The organism is Streptococcus oralis, assembly GCF_003943395.1.
Lineage (GTDB): Bacteria > Bacillota > Bacilli > Lactobacillales > Streptococcaceae > Streptococcus > Streptococcus oralis_BF.
This window is the reverse complement of sequence record NZ_RJPJ01000006.1, coordinates 37510-60336: the sequence shown is the minus strand read 5'-3', so window position 1 is coordinate 60336 and position 22827 is coordinate 37510. Positions and strand designations below refer to the sequence as shown.

22 protein-coding genes are annotated in these 22827 nt (G+C 41.0%); 19 read left to right on the top strand and 3 right to left on the bottom strand.

Features of this window, described 5'->3' with window-relative positions; genetic code table 11:
* Nucleotides 1–4: 4 nt before the first annotated feature.
* The 6 genes from D8802_RS05900 (at nt 5) to D8802_RS05880 (ending at nt 3582) form a co-directional block, all read left to right on the top strand.
* Nucleotides 5–850 carry an ATP-binding protein gene (locus D8802_RS05900; RefSeq protein WP_125395152.1) on the top strand — a complete coding sequence of 282 codons (846 nt, stop codon included), beginning with the start codon at nt 5–7 and terminating at the stop codon, nt 848–850.
* A complete protein-coding gene (locus D8802_RS10145) occupies nt 847–1008 on the top strand; it encodes a hypothetical protein (RefSeq protein WP_185758207.1) in 162 nt (53 codons plus the stop codon). Before D8802_RS05900 ends, D8802_RS10145 begins: the two co-directional genes overlap by 4 nt.
* A 90-nt stretch (nt 1009–1098) precedes the next feature.
* The gene (locus D8802_RS05895) at nt 1099–1329 is read left to right on the top strand and encodes a hypothetical protein (protein ID WP_125395151.1); all 231 of its coding nucleotides are present in this window, start codon (nt 1099–1101) and stop codon (nt 1327–1329) included.
* Nucleotides 1330–1377: 48 nt separating this feature from the next.
* The gene (locus D8802_RS05890) at nt 1378–2238 is read left to right on the top strand and encodes a phage major capsid protein (RefSeq protein WP_125395150.1); all 861 of its coding nucleotides are present in this window, start codon (nt 1378–1380) and stop codon (nt 2236–2238) included.
* 9 nt (nt 2239–2247) lie between these two features.
* The gene (locus D8802_RS05885) at nt 2248–2796 is read left to right on the top strand and encodes a hypothetical protein (RefSeq protein WP_125395149.1); all 549 of its coding nucleotides are present in this window, start codon (nt 2248–2250) and stop codon (nt 2794–2796) included.
* Nucleotides 2797–3171: 375 nt separating this feature from the next.
* Entirely contained in the window at nt 3172–3582 is a 411-nt protein-coding gene (locus D8802_RS05880; protein WP_125395148.1) for a DUF722 domain-containing protein, read from the top strand.
* Between the two features lie 180 nt (nt 3583–3762).
* Here D8802_RS05880 and D8802_RS05875 read toward each other — a convergent pair whose 3' ends face one another.
* Nucleotides 3763–4866 (bottom strand): hypothetical protein, encoded by a 1104-nt coding sequence (locus D8802_RS05875; RefSeq protein ID WP_061419244.1) that lies wholly within the window; start codon nt 4864–4866, stop codon nt 3763–3765.
* Between the two features lie 320 nt (nt 4867–5186).
* Between D8802_RS05875 and D8802_RS05870 the strand changes: the two genes are divergently transcribed.
* The 6 genes from D8802_RS05870 (at nt 5187) to D8802_RS05845 (ending at nt 11836) form a co-directional block, all read left to right on the top strand.
* Nucleotides 5187–5645 (top strand): CtsR family transcriptional regulator, encoded by a 459-nt coding sequence (locus tag D8802_RS05870; protein ID WP_125395147.1) that lies wholly within the window; start codon nt 5187–5189, stop codon nt 5643–5645.
* A gap of 1 nt (nt 5646) precedes the next feature.
* Complete coding sequence (locus tag D8802_RS05865; RefSeq protein ID WP_125395146.1) at nt 5647–8079, top strand: ATP-dependent Clp protease ATP-binding subunit; 2433 nt, start codon at nt 5647–5649, stop codon at nt 8077–8079.
* Nucleotides 8080–8224: 145 nt separating this feature from the next.
* The gene (locus D8802_RS05860; RefSeq protein ID WP_125395145.1) at nt 8225–9283 is read left to right on the top strand and encodes an AAA family ATPase; all 1059 of its coding nucleotides are present in this window, start codon (nt 8225–8227) and stop codon (nt 9281–9283) included.
* 9 nt (nt 9284–9292) lie between these two features.
* Nucleotides 9293–10072, top strand: a complete 780-nt coding sequence (pnuC, locus tag D8802_RS05855; RefSeq protein ID WP_125395144.1) for a nicotinamide riboside transporter PnuC — start codon at nt 9293–9295, stop codon at nt 10070–10072.
* Between the two features lies 1 nt (nt 10073).
* The gene (locus D8802_RS05850; RefSeq protein ID WP_125395143.1) at nt 10074–10847 is read left to right on the top strand and encodes an NUDIX domain-containing protein; all 774 of its coding nucleotides are present in this window, start codon (nt 10074–10076) and stop codon (nt 10845–10847) included.
* Between the two features lie 305 nt (nt 10848–11152).
* Nucleotides 11153–11836, top strand: coding sequence for a hypothetical protein (locus D8802_RS05845; protein ID WP_125395142.1), 684 nt, complete (start codon nt 11153–11155; stop codon nt 11834–11836).
* Between the two features lie 66 nt (nt 11837–11902).
* Here D8802_RS05845 and dusB read toward each other — a convergent pair whose 3' ends face one another.
* Entirely contained in the window at nt 11903–12883 is a 981-nt protein-coding gene (gene dusB / locus D8802_RS05840; protein ID WP_185758206.1) for a tRNA dihydrouridine synthase DusB, read from the bottom strand.
* Nucleotides 12870–13742: an Hsp33 family molecular chaperone HslO gene (gene hslO / locus D8802_RS05835; protein WP_125395140.1), complete on the bottom strand. Its 873-nt coding sequence runs from the start codon at nt 13740–13742 to the stop codon at nt 12870–12872. The genes dusB and hslO overlap by 14 nt, the downstream gene beginning before the upstream one ends.
* Nucleotides 13743–13906: 164 nt before the next feature.
* Here hslO and D8802_RS05830 point away from each other — a divergent pair, with 164 nt between their 5' ends.
* The 7 genes from D8802_RS05830 to dltB all read left to right on the top strand — a co-directional run bounded on the left by D8802_RS05830 (nt 13907) and on the right by dltB (nt 22819).
* Entirely contained in the window at nt 13907–15334 is a 1428-nt protein-coding gene (locus D8802_RS05830) for a helix-turn-helix domain-containing protein (RefSeq protein WP_125395139.1), read from the top strand.
* Between the two features lie 156 nt (nt 15335–15490).
* Complete coding sequence (gene glpK / locus D8802_RS05825; protein ID WP_076984232.1) at nt 15491–16999, top strand: glycerol kinase GlpK; 1509 nt, start codon at nt 15491–15493, stop codon at nt 16997–16999.
* Between the two features lie 41 nt (nt 17000–17040).
* Complete coding sequence (gene glpO / locus D8802_RS05820; protein ID WP_125395138.1) at nt 17041–18867, top strand: type 1 glycerol-3-phosphate oxidase; 1827 nt, start codon at nt 17041–17043, stop codon at nt 18865–18867.
* Nucleotides 18868–18937: 70 nt separating this feature from the next.
* On the top strand, nt 18938–19642 hold the full coding sequence (locus tag D8802_RS05815; RefSeq protein ID WP_125395137.1) for an MIP/aquaporin family protein: 705 nt from the start codon (nt 18938–18940) through the stop codon (nt 19640–19642).
* A 233-nt stretch (nt 19643–19875) separates the two neighbouring features.
* On the top strand, nt 19876–20007 hold the full coding sequence (locus D8802_RS05810) for a teichoic acid D-Ala incorporation-associated protein DltX (protein WP_008276434.1): 132 nt from the start codon (nt 19876–19878) through the stop codon (nt 20005–20007).
* Nucleotides 20008–20027: 20 nt separating this feature from the next.
* Nucleotides 20028–21578, top strand: a complete 1551-nt coding sequence (gene dltA, locus D8802_RS05805) for a D-alanine--poly(phosphoribitol) ligase subunit DltA (protein ID WP_125395136.1) — start codon at nt 20028–20030, stop codon at nt 21576–21578.
* The gene (gene dltB / locus D8802_RS05800; protein WP_125395135.1) at nt 21575–22819 is read left to right on the top strand and encodes a D-alanyl-lipoteichoic acid biosynthesis protein DltB; all 1245 of its coding nucleotides are present in this window, start codon (nt 21575–21577) and stop codon (nt 22817–22819) included. The genes dltA and dltB overlap by 4 nt, the downstream gene beginning before the upstream one ends.
* The last annotated feature ends 8 nt before the right edge of the window (nt 22820–22827 follow it).

Sequence of the window (22827 nt, the reverse complement as noted above, 5' to 3'; positions counted from 1 at the left end):
AAAGATGAAGGAACAATTTAAAGAATTTAATAACAGAAAAATATCGGACAAGGTTTGCGATATTCACCAGGTAAATTACTGGGAAATTTCTGTACCAGTGTTAGGGAGTTCAGAAAGAAAAGTACAAGCATTTTGCCCGGAGTGCGTGAAGGGAGAGATTAAACAGAAAGAGAAAGACCTATTGCAGCAGTTCGAGGACAGGCAAGCTTACTTTAAAACTTATGATGTCTTAATTCGTGATAGTACGATTCCTAACGAGTTGAAGGGGGCAACGTTTGATAATTTCTTTGTTAAGACGACAGAGGAGCGTCAGATGTTAGAGTTTGTAAAAGGTCAAGCCCAGAAGTACCTTGCAGGTATGACGGGAAATACTTTAATCAGTGGTAGCACAGGAATCGGAAAAAGTCATTTATCGCTTGCTCTGGCAAAAGAAATCAATGAGAGCTTCAGAGAGAAGAACGAGCCTAAGAGTGTCTTATTTGTCAGCTTAACCGAGATTATCAAGCAGATAAAAGAAGGCTGGGCTTATGGAAGAAATGCAAACTTAACAGAGTATGAGGCGGTTAAAAAGCTTGTTGATGTTGATTTTCTAATCATTGATGACCTGGGGGCAAAAAATGGGATGGTAACCCCTAAGAGTGATTGGGAACAGGATTTCTTGTTTGATATTATCAATAATCGAGAAACTACGATTTTCAACACGAACCTAGATAGTAGTGAACTGCGGACGGTATACAATGCTAGAAATTCAAGTAGAATTTTGAAAGGTTTAGAAGGGAACACTTTCAAGGCTTTTACGATCAAAGATAAGAGATACACTATCAACACAGTGAGGGGAGAATATCAATGAATGATGATAAAATGCGATTTGCAACAGAAAAAGGTTTTGTTGTCTACGAAAAATGTGGTATAATAGAGGTAGAAAAAGTTCCAAGTTTTGGAGAAGTTACTTTATTCTATTCAGATGGGAAGTTTACCCATCTAGTCAAAAAAGAAACTAAAAAATAAGTCTATTGAGAACAACTCAGGGACATACCGTAAGCATATAATGCTATTGGTATGTCCCTTTTTGTTTGCATAGAAAGGGGGTGAGGGAAGATGTCAGGAGATACTTCTTTAGGGTATGTAGTAGCCAATAAGTTTTCTATGGATCCAGATAAAAGACAGAAAATCTTTTCTCAGTGTAAAAAAGAAGATGATAGCTTAGAACAACGGAAACAAGAAATACTAGAAAAATATGCTAAAAAACAAAACAAATCAAAATTTAGAAAAAATGATTCTAAAGGCTCGGAGAGTCATAAAAGAAAAGCTAAGAGCAAAGAATTTTAGAAAAAATTATAAACAAAAATCAGATATTAAAAGATGAAGGAGCAAAAAATGACAACTAACTTAGTTAAACAAAAAGAAAATCTAGAAGCTTATATCCGAAGTACAGGTTATAACACTAGAGGGATGAACGTAGAAAATAATCATGTACTCATTGAAAAACCAATCCTTGATAGTTATGAAGATGAACATCAACGTAAAGAATTGGTTGATCTAGTAAATGTTATTGAGACTCGTACCCGTGGTGGGGAGTATGAAGTAACTGACTTTGAATCTGATTCATTACAAGAAGTTAGCGAAAATTCGGTTGAGAGAACAGAAGCAGATAAAAAGAAAACTATCAGCGTTGATTACTTAGTTAAATTATTCAGTGGAAAACTTGATTTTTCACAGGAACAATTAGATGATGGCCAATATAATTTAACGGATTTTCTCGGTAAGAAGATTATTAAATTAAAACGTAGAACACGAAATAGAGAGATTGGGAAAATTCTCCAAACTGCGAAAGTGCAGACTGCTACAAGTATGGACGACTTGAAATCTATTGTTTCTTTAATCAATCCAGAGCGCAATGTATCTATGGTTGTTAGTCAATCACTATTTAGTGTCTTAGAAAAAATGAAAGACACTTCAGGAAATTATCTTCTTAAAGTTGATAAAGAGGCAGGAACAAGTGAAACATTCTTTGTAGATAACTTTTTAATTGTAGATGATACAACATTAGGGAATAAAGGTGACCAAAAAGGCTTTATCGGAGATCTAGAAAACTTTGTTACTTTGTTTGATCGCAAGAAAGATACACTTAGTTGGGTGAATGCGAATGACTATTTTGGGAAACGGTTGATTTTACATACCCGATTTGATGTAAAAAAAGTTGAAGAAGATTGTGGTTACTTTATTCAATGGAACTAGGAGAAAGAAATGTATATTAATCAAGTATTTGAAACACTGGATGATCTAGATAATAAAAAAAGTAAGATTAATTCAGCACGAGAACAGTTAAGCGAAAAAAGGAAGAGTCTTTTAGGCAATCAAGTAGTTTCATTTGAGAATATAGATAATTTTTTATCTAACAACTTAGAGTCTTTGGAACAGCTTGAAAAGATGGAAAAAGCTATTAATTCTCTTCAGGAAAAATATAATAGTGATTTTTCAGAAGCTAAAGCAGTCATCTTTGAATACATTTTTAAAGAAACTAAGCAACGGATGGAAGCTAAGAAGATCTATAAACAATACCGAAAGAAACTTAGACGAATTCTGGACGCATATGATGAAATTCAAGAACTAAAGAAGGATGTAGAAGAAATCCATACAGGTGTAGTCAGGGAAATAAGTCAGAAACATTCTCTATCGCTATATCGAACGGAAGTAAGTCCGCTTACTGTCCTACCATTCTTAAACCCTGATATTAGCGGGTGGATGGATTTTTCTAAGGAATATCGGGACATTAAAGAGTATTTAGAAAAATAGGGAACAAATTAAGTAAGGCTAGTGATATATGGCTGAAACAGAAGAGATATCGCTAGTCCTACTTTTATGCTTTACTAAGTTTCACATAACAAAGTAAGCATAAACTGAAAAGAAGTAATAGCTTGAAAGCAAGGTATATCAGGGGTTTACAGAATGGAGTGAGTTTCACAGAATGTAAGATATGAGAAACTGAGGGAACAAATTAAAGAAATTTCCCTTGAACTTGTCATATTGAAGAGTTGTCAAACTTAAAACAATGATACCTGGTAAGTGGAGTGTTGGAAGGCTTTTAGCGCTTTTTGTCAGTTTGACAGAATTTACAATTTGAAAAATTGAAAGAAAAAAATTTTTAAATTTAAGCGGAGGTACTTGCCTATGTACGAGTTGAGTAACAGAGATCTGGACGGGATAGATATTGAGTTAGGACGATATGGAACGCTTGCTAATAAAATTTATTTGAGAAGACAGGAACTAATACATAATAAGAAACATAGCGCTGAAGATTATACTGGTGGGAAAGGCAAGACAGTATATAGTTCTACTGAAGCAACCATCATTAGAATTGAAGAAGACCAAACACTAAGATATTTAGAAGGCTTCAAACTAGTTGTAGATACCTTGATGGAAAACTTAATTGAAAGTGATCTAGTCATTTTTAAAATGAGATATTTAGAAGCTGGTGCGACTTGGGAAGACGTGGCAGAGAAACTAAATAAAACTACTCGTTATATAAATAGCCGTAGAAAGGTAATCGCTAAAAGATTTGTGGAATTGAAAGGATATTGACACTCCCCCCACCTTTTAAAAAATCTTTTTGGCCAGTAGGGTACCGGTGAAGGGAACTTTTTCCAAGTCGGAGATGTTCAGAGAAAAAGGGGGTAAAAACTTATTGTTTTTAGAAAAAAGTATTAGTTTTTCTAAAATAGAATTGAGATGAAAATATTTTTCTGAAATAAGACCTAATTTTCAATTGATAAATGAATTGATTATGTCATTTATTTTTAAGATTTCTTCCAATAATAGTTTTTGATACTCTTTAAAATTTTTTGAGGAATGAAATTCAATCAGTTCTTCAAAGAATTTCGGGGGATTGGTAAATATTTGTAATGGGACATTTGAAATTTTATAATGAAATATATTATTTCTAAAATCTTGTCGGAAGTTAAAAACTTTTTCTTTGCGATCAAGGATATCAACAACTTCCTCCCGTTGGAAATCAGGAAATAAAGAGCTTTCCTTATTAAGAATCAAGCGTAAGGCTGTAATACTAACTAAATAGCATTGGCTTAGCGAGCGTGTAAAAAAGTAATTTTTTGATTTTAAGACACTTGGCATAATATGTACTACAAAATTATTCTGGCATAATATGTTAAATAAGAATAACTGAGTGCCCGTAGGCAGAACTCCTGTTAAAAAATTCCTTCTTTTAGATTCAAATAAGAAAAAATCACGTTGTTCAAAGTTTTCAATTTTAATATCCTGGATTGTAGGCTTCTTAATAGTTTTTTGATTTACTGAATTAATTAAAGTTCCTAAAGCTTTGCTAAATTCAAAAAATAAATCAGTAGCTCTTTTATCAAAATAGGAAATATCCTTTTTATCAGTTTTCGATAAAATACTTTCTAGGTAAATATGATATTGGTTAGTGTTAGCGTATGGAATTTCGTTGAAGTAATATACCCCTAAATCATGTTGTCCAAAAATATTGATTACGAGTTTTTGAAATAAATTGTAATTTTCTACCATTTGTGAATAAAAGCGTCTCTCTATTTCAAGTATCAGTTTGTTAGCCTTGCTAAATTTTTTATCAGAGTATTGCTTATAACTCACTCGGACACTAGATATTATTTTTTGAAATTCCTGTTCTCCAATATTTGGAAAATCACTATGAACATCTCTGGGTAAAAACTTTAGTATTCCATCACAGAGAGATGATACAAAAGGAAGGATACCTATTGATAGTTCTGAATAAACTGTCTTATCCAAACTTACAATATTTTCAAGCAGTTGCCTTACTTCAGCAACTTCATCAAGTAGGATTGAAAAAGAAATCATTTCTATCTTATCCATGTTAATCCTTTCAGAAAGTTATTGTTTATATTATAGTTATTGTAACATTATTATTGATAATTGATTAGATGAATAAAAAAGCACCTTCAAAGGTGCTAGTTTCTTGCCTGCGGAACTCGTCAATATTACGCCCTTTTTAGGGCTCTTTTTTGTGGACTTTTTTAGGAACTTTCAAGAAAAACTAAGGCGAATTAATGCCAAAGTATTTTTTAAAAAAGTCAGTATTTCCAATGGTTGAGCCTTAAAAATTTGACTTATAGAGTGTTAAATGATAGTATAGTCAAAGATAGTCAAGGTTCAAAGAAGGAGTTTGATTTACTATGAGATTTAAAAATACATCAGATCATATCGAAGCCTATATCAAGGCGATTTTAGACCAGTCTGGTATCGTGGAATTGCAGCGGAGCCAGTTAGCTGATACCTTTCAGGTTGTACCAAGTCAGATCAACTACGTCATCAAGACACGTTTTACTGAAAGCAGAGGTTACTTGGTTGAGAGCAAGCGTGGCGGCGGAGGCTACATTCGCATAGGGCGGATTGAATTTTCCAGTCATCATGAGATGCTCCGCGATTTGCTTTACTCGATTGGTGAGCGAGTTAGTCAGGAGATTTATGAGGATATTCTCCAGCTTTTGGTGGATCAGGACTTGATGACCAAGCAAGAGATGACCTTGCTGACTTCTGTAGCAACAGATCGTGTCCTAGGAGAAGAATCTTCAGTTGTCCGTGCCAATATGCTCCGACAGCTATTACAAGAGGTAGATAGAAAAGAGAAGTAAGATGAACTATTCAAAAGCATTGAATGAATGTATCGAGAGTGCCTACATGGTTGCGAGCCATTTTGGAGCCCGTTATCTAGAGTCTTGGCATTTATTGATTGCCATGTCCAATCACAGTTACAGTGTGGCAGGTGCGACTCTAAATGATTATCCTTATGAAATGGACCGTTTAGAAGAGGTTGCGTTGGAACTGACTGAAACCGACTATAGCCAAGATGAAACTTTTACGGAATTACCCTTTTCCCATCGTTTAGAGGTTCTCTTTGCAGAAGCAGAGTATGTGGCCTCAGTGGTCCATGCAAAGGTGCTAGGGACAGAGCATGTCCTCTATGCGATTTTGCATGATGGTAATGCTTTGGCAACTCGCATCTTGGAGAGAGCAGGCTTCTCTTATGAAGACCAGAAAGATCAGGTCAGAATTGCCGCTCTTCGTCGTAATCTAGAAGAGCGTGCTGGCTGGACTAGAGAAGATCTCAAGGCTTTGCGTCAACGTCATCGCACAGTAACTGACAAGCAAAATTCCATGGCCAATATGATGGGCATGCCTCAAGCTCAAAGTGGCGGTTTAGAGGATTATACTCATGACCTGACGGAGCAAGCGCGTTCTGGCAAGTTAGAGCCAGTTATCGGTCGTGACAAGGAAATCTCACGTATGATTCAGATTTTGAGTCGGAAGACCAAGAACAATCCGGTCTTGGTTGGAGATGCGGGTGTCGGGAAAACAGCTCTAGCACTTGGTCTTGCTCAGCGTATTGCTAGTGGGGATGTACCTGCGGAAATGGCCAAGATGCGCGTGTTAGAGCTTGACTTGATGAATGTTGTTGCAGGGACACGTTTCCGTGGTGACTTTGAAGAGCGTATGAACAACATCATCAAGGATATCGAGGAAGATGGCAAAGTGATCCTCTTTATCGATGAACTCCACACCATTATGGGTTCTGGAAGCGGTATTGATTCGACTCTGGATGCTGCCAATATCTTGAAACCAGCCTTAGCTCGCGGAACTTTGAGAACAGTTGGGGCCACCACTCAGGAAGAATATCAAAAACACATCGAAAAAGATGCTGCCCTTTCTCGTCGTTTTGCCAAAGTGACGATTGAAGAGCCAAGTTTAGCTGACAGTATGATAATTTTGCAAGGTTTGAAAGCGACCTATGAGAAACATCACCGTGTGCAAATTACAGATGAAGCCGTTGAAACAGCTGTTAAGATGGCGCATCGTTACTTGACCAGTCGTCACTTACCAGACTCTGCCATCGATCTATTGGATGAAGCGGCAGCAACAGTGCAAAACAAATCCAAGCATGTGAAAGCAGACGAATCTGACTTGAGTCCAGCTGACAAGGCCTTGATGGATGGCAAGTGGAAACAAGCTGCCCAGTTAATCGCAAAAGAGCAGGAAGTCCCTGTCTATAAAGACTTGGTGACAGAATCCGATATTTTGACTACCTTGAGTCGCTTGTCAGGTATCCCAGTCCAAAAACTGACGCAAACGGATGCTAAGAAATATCTGAACTTGGAAGCGGAACTACACAAACGTGTCATCGGCCAAGATCAAGCTGTTTCAAGTATTAGCCGTGCCATTCGTCGCAACCAGTCAGGTATTCGCAGTCACAAGCGTCCGATTGGTTCCTTTATGTTCCTAGGGCCGACAGGAGTCGGTAAGACCGAATTGGCCAAGGCTCTGGCAGAAGTTCTCTTTGATGACGAATCAGCCCTTATCCGCTTTGATATGAGTGAATATATGGAGAAATTCGCAGCTAGCCGTCTCAATGGAGCTCCTCCAGGCTATGTGGGCTATGAAGAAGGTGGGGAGTTGACCGAGAAGGTTCGCAACAAACCTTACTCTGTGCTCCTCTTTGACGAGGTAGAAAAGGCCCACCCAGACATCTTTAATGTCCTCTTGCAGGTTCTGGACGACGGTGTCTTGACAGATAGCAAGGGGCGCAAGGTTGATTTTTCAAATACCATTATTATCATGACGTCAAACCTTGGTGCGACAGCCCTTCGTGATGACAAGACGGTCGGTTTTGGAGCCAAAGACATTCGTTTTGACCAGGAAAATATGGAAAAACGCATCTTTGAAGAGCTGAAAAAGACTTATCGACCAGAGTTTATCAACCGTATTGATGAAAAGGTAGTCTTCCATAGCTTGGATAGCGAACATATGCAGGAAATTGTCAAGATTATGGTGAAACCATTGATTGCTAGCCTGGCAGAGAAGGGTATCGACTTGAAACTGCAAGCTTCAGCGTTGAAGTTACTGGCAAGCCAAGGTTACAATCCAGAAATGGGAGCTCGCCCACTTCGCAGAACCCTGCAAACAGAAGTGGAAGACAAGTTGGCAGAATTCCTTCTTAAGGGAGAACTGGTAGCAGGCAAGACCCTCAAGATTGGTGTCAAAGCTGGTCAATTAAAATTTGATATTGCTTAAAAATGGAGAATCAGGAGTAGTCCTGATTCTTTTTTGCTACTTTTTTATAAAAAACGATAAAAAACTATTGACAAAACAAAAATATAATATATAATAAAAATATAGAAAATAAAAATATAAATAATTATAAAAAGGTAAAACGTTTATGAAAAAGAAAACAGCAGTGGTATTTGGGACCTTTGCACCTCTTCATCAGGGGCATATCGATCTAATCCAGCGAGCGAAGCGTCAGTGTGACCAGGTCTGGGTAGTCGTGTCAGGCTATGAGGGAGACCGAGGGGAGCAGGTAAGTTTAAGTCTTCAAAAACGATTTCGCTATATCCGAGAGGCTTTTCGTGATGACGAGTTGACCTCTGTCTGCAAGTTAGATGAGACCAAGCTTCCTCGTTACCCTATGGGCTGGCAGGAGTGGTTGGATCAGATGTTGTCGGAGATTTCCTACGATGAAGCCCAGCAAGAACTGATCTTTTTTGTGGGAGAACGTGACTACCAGCAAGAATTATCAAATCGTGGCTTTGAGACCATTTTGCAAGAAAGAAAGTTTGGTATCTCAGCGACTATGATTCGAGAAAATCCAAGCAAATATTGGAAATATATTGCTCAGCCTTTCCGTCGTCAGTTTACCAAGAAAGTGTTGATTATGGGAAGTGCCAGCAATGGGAAGACCACTCTAGCCAAGGATTTGGCAAGGTATTACGATGCGCCCGTCAGTCTGGAATACGCGCGTGAGTACCAGATCAAAAACAATGTCCGCGACGATGAATTGACTCCAAAGGATTACTACTATCTCCTGTTGGGACAGTATGACCAGACCTCAAAGTTAATCGATAGCAATGCCAATCGAGGCCTGGTGATAGCCGATACCAACTCCTTGGTAACCAAGGGTTACTATGACTATTACATGGAGACTGAGGATCAGGGGGACTTATCAGGAGAAACCTTTGACAATCTCTTTGCCTCTATCTTGGCCAAGGAAAAATGGGACTTGATTCTCTTTGTGCAGCCTGTTGGCTCCTATGTCAATGACGGATTTAGAGATATGACCATGGCAGAAGACCATATTCGCTACAGTTTTTCCCAGCATTTGGATCAGATGAGGGAGAGATACTTAACGACTATTCCTTTAGTTTATCTAGCGGAGGATTATCTAGGCAATTATGAAGCAGCAAAAGTGGCTATTGATGCCATTTACCAAGCAGATTAGGAGAAAATTATGAAAAAGCTAACTGAAAAAATCACACAATTTATCGAAAACTTTAAAAATGTCCATGCCGAAGCCCGCAAGATTGGTTTTGCAGGAATCATGCGCTTGCTATGGAAAGATCTCTTTGCCGGCCGTAGCCTTTTCCAGTGGTTGTATCTCATCGCCTTGTCAAGTGTTCCTTTAATCTTGGAATTCACGCAAAATACAGAAAGCCATGACTGGCTGAGCTTGTTTGCATCTTGGACTGGGATTGTCTGTGTTATCTTGGTAGCAGAAGGTCGTGCAAGCAATTATCTCTTTGGGGCCATTAACTCAGCAATCTACTTGATCTTGGCCATGAATGCGACTTTTTATGGCGAAGTCTTGACGACTGTTTACTTCTTTGTCATGCAGCCGATTGGTCTCTATGCTTGGCTGTCCAATCGTATCAATGAACAGGAAAAACCAGAAGAATCCCACTTTGAAGCTAAGAAATTATCTGTTCTTGATTGGCTCAAGTACTTGGCCTTGACTGCTATTATCTGGATTGGTATGGGCTTGGCTTACCAAAGTATCAATAGCGCTCGCCCTTTCCGTGATAGTGTTACCGATGCGACCAATGGTGTTGGTCAGCTCTTGATGACACGTCTCTACCGTGAGCAATGGATTTTCTGGATTGCAACCAATCTCTTTAGCATTTATCTCTGGTGGGGTGAAAATATCCACATCCAGGGGATGTACTGGGTTTACACACTCAACAGTCTAGTGGGATGGTACCAATGGACCAAGGCAGTTCGAAAGGAGGCATAGGATGGCAGACATAAAGATTCCAGAAGGAATGACGGAAAAAGAATATTATGAAATCCATGCCAGTCAGGAGGAGTTTTTAGACTGGTACTACAAGCAGGAACTCCCTCAATATGAAAAACCAAGTGTGACAGTGGATATGGTAGCCTACTGCTTTGTCGAAGGAAAAATCAAGCTTTTGCTAATCCGTCGCAAGGCTCACCCTTATCAAAACTGTTTGGCCTTGGTCGGAGGCTTTATGGACAAGGGAGAAGATGCTGAACATGCCTGTCAGCGCGAAGTGAGAGAAGAAGTCAATCTCGAACTTCCTTTAGAAAAAATCGAGCAATTGATGACCGTATCGACCCCAGGTCGTGATCCACGGGGCTGGACAGTGACCATTGCCCACTTAGTGTACCTGCCTAGTCGTGCCTTAGACCTCGTTCAGGCAGGAGACGATGCCAAGGATGTCGCTTTCGTAGATGTCGACTTTCAGACAGGTAAATGCTTCCTAGAGGGAGTGGAGCTGGACGAGAGAGCCTTCGCATTTGACCATTATGCCATTATCCAAGAATCCATCAAACGAATCCAAGGCCGTCTCGACTGGAATCCAACCTTCCTCTATCTGCTAGAGGAAGAGTTCACTGTCTACGAAGGAACTGAACTGGTCAATCTCATCAACCCCGGTCGCCCAATCGTCAGCAATAACTTTCTCGTAAAATACGGAGAATATGTAGAAGAAGTCGGACTCAAACGAGTACCCAAAAAGAAACCAAGAAAAACCTATCGATTGAAATAAAAAGTGAGGTCGGGACAAAGTTCCCGACCTCTTTATTTGCTGTTATTAGACGCTTTTATCCTATTTCAATAGTATTGAAGCCCTTTATCTAAAAAGATGCAAACGATTACATAGGAGCGATGCAAAAAATATGACTCTTATCTAAAAAATTTTCTATTTTTTCGTTTCGATTACGAATAGAAATAGTAGAGAGAAATTTTTTTAAATAGTTTCTCTAAATAGTTGACAGATTTAAGGTCTAATGTTACAATTATATTACAAAAAGATTTCTTAACATTTCAAAAATGTTACAAAGGAGTAGAAAGATGAAAAAGAAAACCTATATCAAATTGATGGCAGCGACTGTATTGGCTTCTACCTTGCTACTAGGAGCTTGTGGAAATAAAAACGAAACCACTCAAACCAGTAGCTCTGCAAAGACAAGTCAATCATCAAGCTCTAAAGCAGCTTCTTCTAGCAAAGAAAGCAAGACACAAAAATCTTCAAGCTCAGCTTCATCTGAAAAGGCCCAGGCATCTTCTGGTCAGTCTTCTACAATGGCAGATCAGTCACAAGCGAAACCAGCACCTGAATCAAGACAAGAACAAGCAACTCCTAGTCAACAAGCGCCATCTCAGGCGCCTTCAACTCAGCAAGGCTCTCAAGCCCAGTCTAACCAGTCAAGCTATGATCCAACAACTGACCGCAAACTTCAGGACAAGCAAGCAGAACACAACAAACGCTACAAGGGTGTTTTAACCATGGTGGATGGTGACTTCTCAGCTGCAGCGGGCAACTGGAAGGGAGCGAATGGCGAAACTATTACGGTTTCATCAGGGGGCCAATTTACAGTAGAAACTGCAGATGGAAAGAAAGAAAACTACTCTATTAGAGGCTACTCTTACACCCTTGATGATGGCAAGTATAATGCCAAAATCGGTGGAAGAAAAATCATCCAAATTACAACAGGTGCGGATGGCAAAGTTTCAAGCGTTGCCTTGATTCAATAATAATATCTAGGTTTTTCTAGGAGCTAAAAAACCGTAAACTCCAAGTGAGTTACGGTTTTTTGTGTATTAATCTTTGTCTAGTTGCAAGAGGGCTTTAATCTCTGCCAGAGTGCTGGCTTGTGAAATGGCTCCACGGAGTTTGGCAGCGCCAGATGTTCCCCGGAGGTAGTGAGGAGCCAGTCCACGGAATTCACGAACGGCAATATTCTCACCTTTAAGGTCAATCAAGCGTTTCAAATGTTCGTAGGCGATTTTCATCTTGTCCTCGAAAGTCAAATCAGGGAGAATTTCTCCTGTTTCAAAGTAATGGTTAATCTGGTTGAAGAGGTAGGGATTTCCCATGGCTGCTCGGCCAATCATAACTGCGTCAGCACCAACTTCTTCGATACGCTGTTTGGCTTCTTGGACCGTACGGATATCACCATTTGCGATAAATGGAATCTTGGTCAAAGCTTGAGCAACCTTGTGAAGAGTCTCAAGGTCTGCGTGACCTGTGTACATTTGTTCACGGGTACGGCCATGCATAGCGAGAGCAGAGACACCAGCAGCCTCAGCTGCGAGGGCATTCTCCACGGCTAAGGATGGATCAGACCAGCCAGTGCGCATCTTGACAGTGAGGGGGATATCAAGGACAGATTGGACCTTGTTGATAATAGAGTAGATCTTGTCTGGATCCTTGAGCCACATAGCGCCAGCCTCGTTTTTCACGATTTTGTTAACTGGGCAGCCCATGTTGATATCGACGATATCGGTCTTGGTGTTTTCTTGTATGAATTCTGCTGCGCGTGCGAGGCTGTCTTCGTCGCTACCAAAAAGTTGGATAGAAACAGGGTTTTCGCCTTCATCGATATGAAGCATATGAAGAGTTTTTTCGTTGTTGTATTGGATTCCCTTGTCAGAGACCATTTCCATCACAACGAGTCCAGCCCCGAGCTCTTTTGCGATGGTACGAAAGGCTGAGTTGGTAACACCAGCCATGGGTGCTAAAACAGTACGATTGGGAATCTCAACATTGCCAATCATAAAGGGTGTATTAAGATTTGTCACGAATGAGTTCCTCCAGGTCGTTTTCATTAAAGTTATAAGTTGTTTGGCAGAATTGACAAGTGATTTCTGCCCCGTGGTCTTCCTCTTTCATTTCTTCAAGGTCTGAGCTTGGAAGGCTGGCAAGAGCGTTCATAAAACGGTCTTTGCTGCAGTCACATTGGAAACGGATTTCTTCTTCAGATAGACGTTTGTAAGATTCGTCACCATAGATGGCCTTGAGAAGGGCTTCGATATGGTCATCGCTTTCCAGAAGGGTTGAGATAGCTGGCATTTCTTGGATGCGTTTTTCAAAGCGGGCAATCTCTTCTTCCTTGGCCCCTGGCAATACTTGGAGAAGGAAACCACCAGCAACTTCTACCTTGTCGTCTTTATCCAAAAGAACATTGAGGCCGACTGCTGAAGGAGTTTGTTGGCTTTCTGTCAGGTAATAGGCCAAGTCTTCACCGATTTCCCCAGAGATGAGGGGAGTCATGGAGTTATAAGGATTTCCAGTACCGTAGTCTGTGATAACGAGGAATTGGCCATTGCCGACAAAAGGACCGACTAGGACTTCACCAGTTGCAGTTTTTTTGATGTCAACACCTGGATTTTGAACGTAGCCTTTGACGTTTCCCTTGGTATCTGCAACCGTGATGATGGCACCAAGAGAGCTCGTTCCAAGAACTTTAACTGTTAGTTTGGTATTTCCTTTTTCATTGGCTGCGAGAATTTGGCTAGCGATAAGGGTACGACCAAGTGCGACAGTTGAACTGGCTTGAGTTTGATGTTTTTCTTGAGCAGTGCGGACGGTTTCCGTGCTATCAAGGACAAAAGCACGAAAGGCTCCGCTTTCTGATATAGTTTTAATAATTTTATCCATAGCTACTATTTTAGCATAAAAATGCCCAAAGGGGGAGCCGTGTGTTTGTTGTTTCTGTGGAATAATGACGAGGAAATCAGCCTTAAAATAAAATGAGAAACAGATTATTTCAGCATTTGTAAGATTTATGCTATGCTTGTAGGAGAAAATGAAAGGGGTAACAAATGTATTTAGGCGATTTGATGGAAAAAGCAGAATCTGGTCAATTTTTAGTCCTTTCCTTTCTATTACAAGATTCGCAGACAACAGTCAAGAAAGCCATGGAAGAAACAGGTTTTTCAAAGGCGACCTTAACCAAGTACATTTCTCTGATTAACGAAAATGCCTTGGAAAGATGTTTAGAGCTGACCATTCACTTGGAAGATGAAAATCTGCGTTTGTCGATTGGTGCAGCTACCAAGGGGAGAGAGATTCGGAGCTTATTTCTAGACAATGCCATTAAGTACCAAATTTTGGTTCACCTTCTCTATCACCAACAGTTTCTAGCTCATCAGTTGGCTCAAGAATTGATGATTAGCGAGGCCACGCTTGGTCGCCACTTAGCTAGTCTAAATCAGATTTTGTCAGAATTTGACTTATCCATCCAAAATGGCCGTTGGCGAGGTCCGGAGCATCAGATTCGCTATTTCTATTTCTGTCTTTTCCGCAAGATTTGGTCCAGTCAGGAGTGGGAAGGTCACATGCAGAAAGCTGAGAGAAAGCAGGATATTGCTACCCTAGAAGAAATCTGCGGTGCTAGCTTGTCTTCGGGTCAGAAATTAGACTTGGTTCTCTGGAATCATATCAGTCAACAGCGCCTTCGGGTTAACGCCTGTCAGTTTCAAGTCATAGAAGAAAAAATGAGAGGGTATTTTGACAATATTTTCTATCTTCGTTTGCTTCGAAAGGCTCCGTCCTTTTTTGCTGGGCAACATATCCCTCTAGGAACTGAGGATGGTGAGATGATGGTATTCTTTTCATTTCTCCTTTCCCATCGTATCTTGCCCCTTCATACTATGGAGTATATCCTTGGTTTTGGAGGGCAATTAGCCGATTTGCTGACGCAATTGATTCAAGAAATGAAGAAGGAGGAGCTGCTGGGGGACTACACAGAGGACCATGTCACCTATGAACTCAGTCAGCTTTGTGGTCAAGTTTATCTCTACAAAGGCTATATCTTGCAAGATCGCTACAAGTATCAGATAGAACATCGGCACCCTTATTTGCTGATGGAGCATGACTTTCGAGATATTGCTCAGAAAATTTTCGCCTCCTTGCCAGCCTTTCATCAGGGGACGGATCTGGATAAGAAAATCCTCTGGGAATGGCTCCAGTTGATGGAGTATATGGCAGAAAATATAGGCAAACATCTGAGAATAGGGCTAGATTTAACAGCAGGCTTCCTTGTTTTTTCGAGAATGGCTGCCATTTTGAAACGGTATTTGGAGTACAATCGCTTCATTACCATCGAAGCCTATGACACTGGTCGTCATTATGATTTGTTGGTTACCAACAACCCTATCCATAAGAAAGGACAAACACCTGTCTACTATTTGAAAAATGATTTGGACATCGAAGATTTAGCTACGATTCGTCAGATGCTCTTTGCTTAAAAGGCCTGAATTTTCAGGTCTTTTTTGTGAAATTCGTACAATCTCCTCACATTTTTTTAAAATTTTAAAAAAATTGATGAACAAGAAAGCGCTTTATTTTGTATACTAGTTACTGTAAAGAGGAACCACCTCAAGATTTTATCAGGAGGACAGCACATGTCACAAGAAAAATACATCATGGCTATTGACCAAGGAACGACCAGTTCTCGTGCCATTATTTTTAACAAAAAAGGAGAAAAGGTCAGCTCTAGCCAAAAAGAGTTCACTCAGATTTTCCCTCAAGCAGGTTGGGTTGAGCACAATGCCAATGAAATTTGGAACTCTGTTCAGTCAGTTATCGCGGGTGCTTTCATCGAAAGTGGTGTGAAACCAAGTCAAATCGAAGCAATCGGGATTACCAACCAGCGTGAAACAACTGTCGTCTGGGATAAGAAAACAGGGCTTCCTATCTACAATGCTATCGTTTGGCAATCACGCCAAACTGCTCCTCTGGCTGAGCAACTGAAAAGCCAAGGCTATGTGGAAAAATTCCATGAAAAGACTGGTTTGATCATTGACGCTTACTTCTCTGCTACCAAGGTTCGCTGGATTCTGGACCATGTAGAAGGTGCTCAAGAGCGAGCAGAAAAGGGTGAATTGCTCTTTGGTACCATTGATACTTGGCTGGTTTGGAAATTGACTGACGGCGCAGCTCACGTGACCGACTACTCAAACGCAGCTCGTACCATGCTTTATAACATTAAGGAACTCAAATGGGATGACGAGATTTTGGAAATTCTCAACATTCCTAAGGCTATGCTTCCAGAAGTGCGTTCTAACTCTGAAATTTACGGTAAGACAGCACCATTCCATTTCTACGGTGGAGAAGTACCAATCTCTGGTATGGCTGGTGACCAACAAGCAGCCCTCTTTGGACAGTTGGCCTTTGAACCTGGTATGGTTAAGAATACTTATGGAACAGGTTCTTTCATCATCATGAACACTGGTGAAGAGATGCAGTTGTCTGAAAACAACCTCTTGACAACGATTGGATATGGAATTAACGGCAAGGTTTACTATGCCTTGGAAGGTTCTATCTTCATCGCAGGAAGTGCCATTCAATGGCTTCGTGATGGTCTTCGCATGGTGGAAAACTCACCAGAGTCTGAAAAATATGCTCTCAATTCTCACAACAATGACGAAGTCTATGTCGTTCCTGCCTTTACAGGACTAGGGGCTCCATACTGGAACCAAAATGCTCGTGGTTCGGTCTTTGGCTTAACTCGTGGAACAAGCAAAGAAGACTTTATCAAGGCAACCTTGCAGTCTATCGCTTATCAAGTACGTGATATCATCGACACCATGCAAGTGGATGCTCAGACAGCTATCCAAGTCTTGAAGGTAGATGGTGGTGCTGCTATGAACAACTTCCTCATGCAGTTCCAAGCTGACATCTTGGGAATCGATATTGCCCGTGCTAAAAACTTGGAAACAACTGCCTTAGGTGCGGCTTTCCTAGCTGGTTTGTCAGTAGGCTACTGGAAGGACTTGGACGAGTTAAAACTCTTGAATGAGACTGGAGAACTCTTTGAGCCATCCATGAACGAATCGCGCAAGGAACAACTCTACAAGGGCTGGAAGAAGGCTGTGAAAGCAACGCAAGTCTTTGCAGAAATCGATGACTAATACTGAAAGAATAGAGCGACTCAGTTAGAAAGTGTGTAAATATGGAATTTTCAAAGAAAACACGAGAATTATCAATTAAAAAAATGCAGGAACGCACCTTGGACCTTTTGATTATTGGTGGGGGGATTACAGGAGCTGGTGTAGCTTTGCAGGCAGCAGCCAGTGGTCTTGACACTGGATTGATTGAAATGCAGGACTTCGCAGAAGGAACATCTAGCCGTTCAACAAAATTGGTCCACGGAGGTCTGCGTTACCTCAAACAATTTGACGTGGAAGTAGTCTCAGATACAGTTTCTGAACGTGCAGTGGTTCAACAAATCGCTCCACACATTCCAAAACCAGATCCAATGCTCTTGCCAGTTTACGATGAGGATGGAGCGACCTTTAGCCTTTTCCGTCTCAAAGTAGCCATGGACTTGTACGACCTTTTGGCAGGTGTTAGCAACACGCCAGCTGCTAACAAGGTCTTGAGTAAGGAAGAAGTCTTGGAACGCCAGCCAAACTTGAAGAAAGAAGGCTTGGTAGGAGGTGGAGTTTACCTTGACTTCCGTAACAACGATGCGCGTCTCGTGATTGAAAACATTAAACGTGCCAACCAAGACGGTGCACTCATTGCCAACCACGTTAAGGCAGAAGGCTTCCTCTTTGACGAAAGTGGCAAGATTACAGGTGTTGTAGCTCGTGATTTGTTGACAGACCAAGTCTTTGAAATTAAGGCTCGTCTGGTGATTAACACAACAGGTCCTTGGAGTGACAAGGTACGTAATTTGTCCAATAAGGGAACACAGTTCTCACAAATGCGTCCAACTAAGGGAGTTCACTTGGTAGTGGATTCAAGTAAGATCAAGGTTTCTCAGCCAGTTTACTTTGACACAGGTTTGGGTGACGGTCGTATGGTCTTTGTTCTCCCACGTGAAAACAAGACCTACTTTGGTACAACTGATACAGACTACACAGGTGATTTAGAACATCCAAAAGTGACTCAGGAAGATGTAGATTACCTACTTGGCATTGTCAACAAACGTTTCCCAGAAGCTAACATCACCATTGACGATATCGAAAGTAGCTGGGCAGGTCTTCGTCCATTGATTGCAGGCAATAGTGCTTCTGACTACAATGGCGGCAACAACGGAACCATTAGCGATGAAAGCTTCAATAGCTTGATTGCGACTGTCGAAGCTTATCTATCGAAAGAAAAAACGCGTGAAGATGTTGAATCTGCTGTCAGCAAGCTTGAAAGCAGCACATCTGAGAAACATTTGGATCCATCTGCAGTTTCTCGTGGTTCGAGCTTGGATCGTGATGATAATGGTCTTTTGACCCTTGCTGGTGGTAAAATTACAGATTACCGTAAGATGGCAGAAGGGGCTATGGAGCGCGTGATTGACATTCTCAAAGCAGAATTTGACCGCAGCTTTAAACTGATCAACTCTAAGACTTACCCTGTTTCAGGTGGAGAATTGAACCCAGCAAATGTGGATTCAGAAATCGAAGCTTTTGCTCAACTTGGAGTTTCACGTGGCTTGGATAGCAAGGAAGCCCACTATCTTGCAAATCTTTACGGTTCAAATGCACCGAAGGTCTTTGCTCTTGCTCACAGCTTGGAGCAAGCGCCAGGACTTAGTTTGGCAGATACCTTGTCCCTTCACTATGCAATGCGCAATGAGTTGGCTCTAAGCCCAGTTGACTTCCTCCTCCGTCGTACCAACCACATGCTCTTTATGCGTGATAGTTTAGATAGCATCGTTGAGCCAGTTCTGGATGAAATGGGACGATTCTATGATTGGACCGAAGAAGAAAAAGCAGTCTACCGTGCGGATGTCGAAGCAGCTCTTGCTCAAAACGATTTAGCAGAATTAAAAAATTAAGAAAAACTAGAAGAGAGGGAGGCAAGCGTTCCTTGCCTTCTCTCTCCTTCTTTTAAATGGAGACAAAGATATGATGAAAGAATTATTTGGAGAATTTTTGGGGACCTTAATCCTCATCCTCCTAGGAAATGGTGTTGTTGCAGGTGTGGTTCTTCCCAAAACTAAGAGTAACAATTCAGGATGGATTGTCATCACTATGGGATGGGGAATTGCTGTAGCCGTTGCGGCCTTTGTATCTGGCACGCTTAGCCCAGCCCACCTAAATCCAGCAGTGACATTTGCGATGGCCTTAAAAGGAACGCTCTCTTGGGCTTCTGTTTTCCCTTATATCCTAGCCCAATTCGCAGGGGCGATGGTGGCTCAGATTTTGGTTTGGTTGCAATTCAAACCTCATTATGAGGCAGAAGAAAATGCAGGGAATATCCTAGCGACCTTTAGTACTGGTCCAGCCATCAAGAACACAGTATCCAACTTGATCAGCGAAATCCTTGGTACCTTTGTTTTGCTCTTGACAATCTTTGCCTTGGGACTCTATGACCTTCAGGCAGGATTAGGGACCTTTGCAGTGGGGACCTTGATTGTCGGTATCGGTCTTTCACTAGGTGGGACAACGGGTTATGCCTTGAACCCAGCTCGTGACCTTGGACCTCGTATCATGCACAACCTTCTTCCAATTCCAAACAAGGGAGATGGGGACTGGTCTTATGCTTGGATTCCTGTTGTGGGGCCTATCCTCGGAGCGTCCCTAGCAGTTCTCGTATTTTCACTTTTCTAAGGTAAAAAAGTTATTGGCAACAGAGTTTGAGATGGAAATCTCAGGCTCTTTTTTGTCTTTATTTATGACAAAAAGATTGATATTTTAACTTATCTTAAAATAAGCTAAAACAAACTTTTGAATTATGGTAAACAGTTGAAAAAAAGGTTGATAAAATGGTAAAATGTTAGGAAGATAAGATGCTAACAATACATATTGATAGTTGATGCAAATGATATATTAATGGATAGCTTATGAAAAAACAACGAAATTTACATGTGTTTTTAGGCCGGACGGCTCTATATTTTGTAATCTTACTTGGTTTGCTTTATTTTTTTAGTTACCTTGGTCAGAGCCAAGGCACCTTTATTTATAATGAGTTCTAGTTTAAAGGAGAAAATGAATCGTGTCTAATAAACCGATAAAAGATATGATTGAAACGATTGAGCACTTTGCTCAAACGCAACCAACATATCCTGTCTACAATGTTTTAGGTCAAGAACATACTTATGGTGATCTGAAGGCTGATTCGGATAGTTTGGCTGCAACCATCGATCAACTAGGCTTGCCTGAGAAATCTCCAGTCGTCGTTTTTGGTGGTCAGGAATATGAGATGTTGGCTACCTTTGTAGCGCTAACTAAGTCAGGTCATGCCTACATTCCAATTGATAGCCATTCGGCCTTGGAACGAGTTTCTGCTATCGTAGAAGTTGCAGAGCCAAGCTTGATTATTGCTATCTCAGATTTTCCATTAGAGCAAACAAGTACACCGATGCTGAATTTAGAGCAAGTTCATGAAGCCTTTGCTCAAACTTCTAGCTATGAGATCACGCATCCAGTCAAGGGAGATGATAACTACTATATCATCTTTACTTCTGGTACGACTGGTAAGCCAAAGGGAGTGCAGATTTCCCATGACAATCTCCTCAGTTTTACCAACTGGATGATTACAGATAAAGAGTTTGCGACGCCAAGTCGTCCACAAATGCTAGCCCAACCACCCTACTCTTTTGACCTATCTGTCATGTACTGGGCGCCAACCTTGGCACTGGGTGGTACGCTTTTCGCTCTTCCTTCAGCCATTACTCAGGACTTTAAGCAACTATTTGCGACCATCTTTTCATTGCCAATCGCTATCTGGACCTCAACGCCTTCCTTTGCGGATATGGCCATGTTGTCAGAAGACTTTAACAGTGAGAAAATGCCAGGAATCACGCATTTCTACTTTGATGGTGAAGAATTGACGGTCAAAACAGCTCAAAAACTGCGCGAGCGATTTCCAAATGCTCGTATTATCAATGCCTATGGTCCAACAGAAGCGACAGTAGCTTTGTCAGCAGTTGCTGTAACAGACGAGATGTTGGCGACTCTCAAACGCCTGCCAATCGGCTATACCAAGGCTGATTCTCCGACCTTTATCATTGATGGGGAAGGTAAGAAAGTTCCAAATGGTGAGCAAGGAGAAATCATTGTTTCTGGGCCAGCTGTTTCAAAAGGCTATATGAATAATCCTGAAAAAACGGCGGAAGCCTTCTTTGAGTTTGAAGGCCTTCCAGCCTACCATACAGGGGATGTAGGAACTATGACAGATGAGGGCTTGCTTCTCTATGGTGGACGCATGGACTTCCAGATTAAGTTTAATGGCTATCGCATTGAGCTTGAGGATGTCTCTCAAAACCTCAACAAGTCTCGCTTTATTGAGTCGGCTGTTGCGGTCCCACGTTATAACAAGGACCACAAGGTACAAAATCTACTGGCCTATGTCATCCTAAAGGACGGTGTCCGTCAGCAGTTTGAACGTGATATCGATATTACCAAGGCTATTAAGGAAGACTTAGCAGATATCATGATGTCTTATATGATGCCATCCAAGTTTCTCTATCGAGACAGTTTGCCACTAACGCCTAATGGCAAGATTGACATCAAGGGCTTGATTAACGAGGTAAAGAATAGATGATGGAGCTTTACAAACAGCTACCTCATTTGGAACCTTATGGCAATCTTTATTATTTTTTGTATGTGATTGCTGCGACCCTACCGATATTTATCGGGCTCTTTTTCAAGAAACGTTTTGCTTGGTATGAGGTACTGGTTAGTCTCTTCTTTATCGTCACCATGTTGGTCGGTGGAAAGACGAATCAAATAAGCGCTCTTATCCTTTATGTTATCTGGCAAGTACTGCTTGTATTTTTCTACAAAAGGTACAGGAAAAAGCGGGATAGTAGATGGATATTTTATCTAGTTAGCTTTTTATCCCTATTGCCTATCGTCTTTGTGAAAGTATCTCCTGCTATTCATGGCCCTCAATCTTTGTTTGGATTTTTAGGGATTTCTTACTTAACCTTTCGTGCAGTTGGGGTTATCGTTGAGTTGAGAGACGGTGTCATCAAGGATTTAACGATTTGGCAATTCTTACGTTTTCTTCTCTTTATGCCGACTTTCTCAAGTGGTCCCATTGATCGTTTCAAACGCTTCAATGAAAATTACGAGACCATTCCTGAGCGGGATGAGCTGATGGATATGCTAGAAGAGGCTGTCAAATATATCATGCTTGGCTTCCTCTACAAGTTTATCTTGGCTCACATTTTAGGAGAGACACTATTGCCTCCGCTGAAAAATTTGGCTTTGCAGACAGGCGGTTTCTTTAATCATTATGCTTTAGCGGTCATGTACACCTTTGGTTTGGAGCTCTTCTTTGACTTTGCGGGCTACTCTATGTTTGCCTTAGCCATTTCAAACTTGATGGGTATTCATAGTCCTATCAACTTTAACAAGCCCTTTTTGTCAAGGGATTTAAAAGAGTTTTGGAATCGTTGGCACATGAGTCTGTCTTTCTGGTTCCGTGACTTTGTCTTTATGCGGATGGTGATGGTGTTGACCAGAAAGAAGGTCTTTAAAAATCGTAATGTGACCTCAAGTGTAGCCTATATTCTCAATATGCTGATTATGGGATTCTGGCATGGAGTGACCTGGTACTACATCGCCTATGGACTTTTTCATGGGATTGGGCTGGTCATCAATGACGCTTGGGTTCGTAAGAAAAAAGCACTCAATAAAGAACGGAAAAAAGCTGGAAAGGGTTCCTTACCTGAGAATCGCTGGATTCAGTTGCTTGGCATGGTTGTTACCTTCCATGTTGTCATGTTCTCATTCTTAATCTTTTCTGGATTTTTGAATGATTTATGGTTTAAAAAATAAAAGGATAT

Coding starts and splice junctions, on each gene's coding strand:
- D8802_RS05810 (WP_008276434.1), top strand. CDS start 19,876: ATGAAAAAACAACGAAATTTACATGTGTTTTTAGGCCGGACGGCTCTA.
- glpK (WP_076984232.1), top strand. CDS start 15,491: ATGTCACAAGAAAAATACATCATGGCTATTGACCAAGGAACGACCAGT.
- D8802_RS05875 (WP_061419244.1), bottom strand. CDS start 4,866: ATGGATAAGATAGAAATGATTTCTTTTTCAATCCTACTTGATGAAGTT.
- D8802_RS05880 (WP_125395148.1), top strand. CDS start 3,172: ATGTACGAGTTGAGTAACAGAGATCTGGACGGGATAGATATTGAGTTA.
- D8802_RS05845 (WP_125395142.1), top strand. CDS start 11,153: ATGAAAAAGAAAACCTATATCAAATTGATGGCAGCGACTGTATTGGCT.
- D8802_RS05865 (WP_125395146.1), top strand. CDS start 5,647: ATGAACTATTCAAAAGCATTGAATGAATGTATCGAGAGTGCCTACATG.
- D8802_RS05850 (WP_125395143.1), top strand. CDS start 10,074: ATGGCAGACATAAAGATTCCAGAAGGAATGACGGAAAAAGAATATTAT.
- D8802_RS05885 (WP_125395149.1), top strand. CDS start 2,248: ATGTATATTAATCAAGTATTTGAAACACTGGATGATCTAGATAATAAA.
- D8802_RS05815 (WP_125395137.1), top strand. CDS start 18,938: ATGATGAAAGAATTATTTGGAGAATTTTTGGGGACCTTAATCCTCATC.
- pnuC (WP_125395144.1), top strand. CDS start 9,293: ATGAAAAAGCTAACTGAAAAAATCACACAATTTATCGAAAACTTTAAA.
- glpO (WP_125395138.1), top strand. CDS start 17,041: ATGGAATTTTCAAAGAAAACACGAGAATTATCAATTAAAAAAATGCAG.
- D8802_RS05830 (WP_125395139.1), top strand. CDS start 13,907: ATGTATTTAGGCGATTTGATGGAAAAAGCAGAATCTGGTCAATTTTTA.
- D8802_RS05870 (WP_125395147.1), top strand. CDS start 5,187: ATGAGATTTAAAAATACATCAGATCATATCGAAGCCTATATCAAGGCG.
- D8802_RS05860 (WP_125395145.1), top strand. CDS start 8,225: ATGAAAAAGAAAACAGCAGTGGTATTTGGGACCTTTGCACCTCTTCAT.
- D8802_RS05895 (WP_125395151.1), top strand. CDS start 1,099: ATGTCAGGAGATACTTCTTTAGGGTATGTAGTAGCCAATAAGTTTTCT.
- dltB (WP_125395135.1), top strand. CDS start 21,575: ATGATGGAGCTTTACAAACAGCTACCTCATTTGGAACCTTATGGCAAT.
- hslO (WP_125395140.1), bottom strand. CDS start 13,742: ATGGATAAAATTATTAAAACTATATCAGAAAGCGGAGCCTTTCGTGCT.
- D8802_RS05900 (WP_125395152.1), top strand. CDS start 5: ATGAAGGAACAATTTAAAGAATTTAATAACAGAAAAATATCGGACAAG.
- D8802_RS05890 (WP_125395150.1), top strand. CDS start 1,378: ATGACAACTAACTTAGTTAAACAAAAAGAAAATCTAGAAGCTTATATC.
- D8802_RS10145 (WP_185758207.1), top strand. CDS start 847: ATGAATGATGATAAAATGCGATTTGCAACAGAAAAAGGTTTTGTTGTC.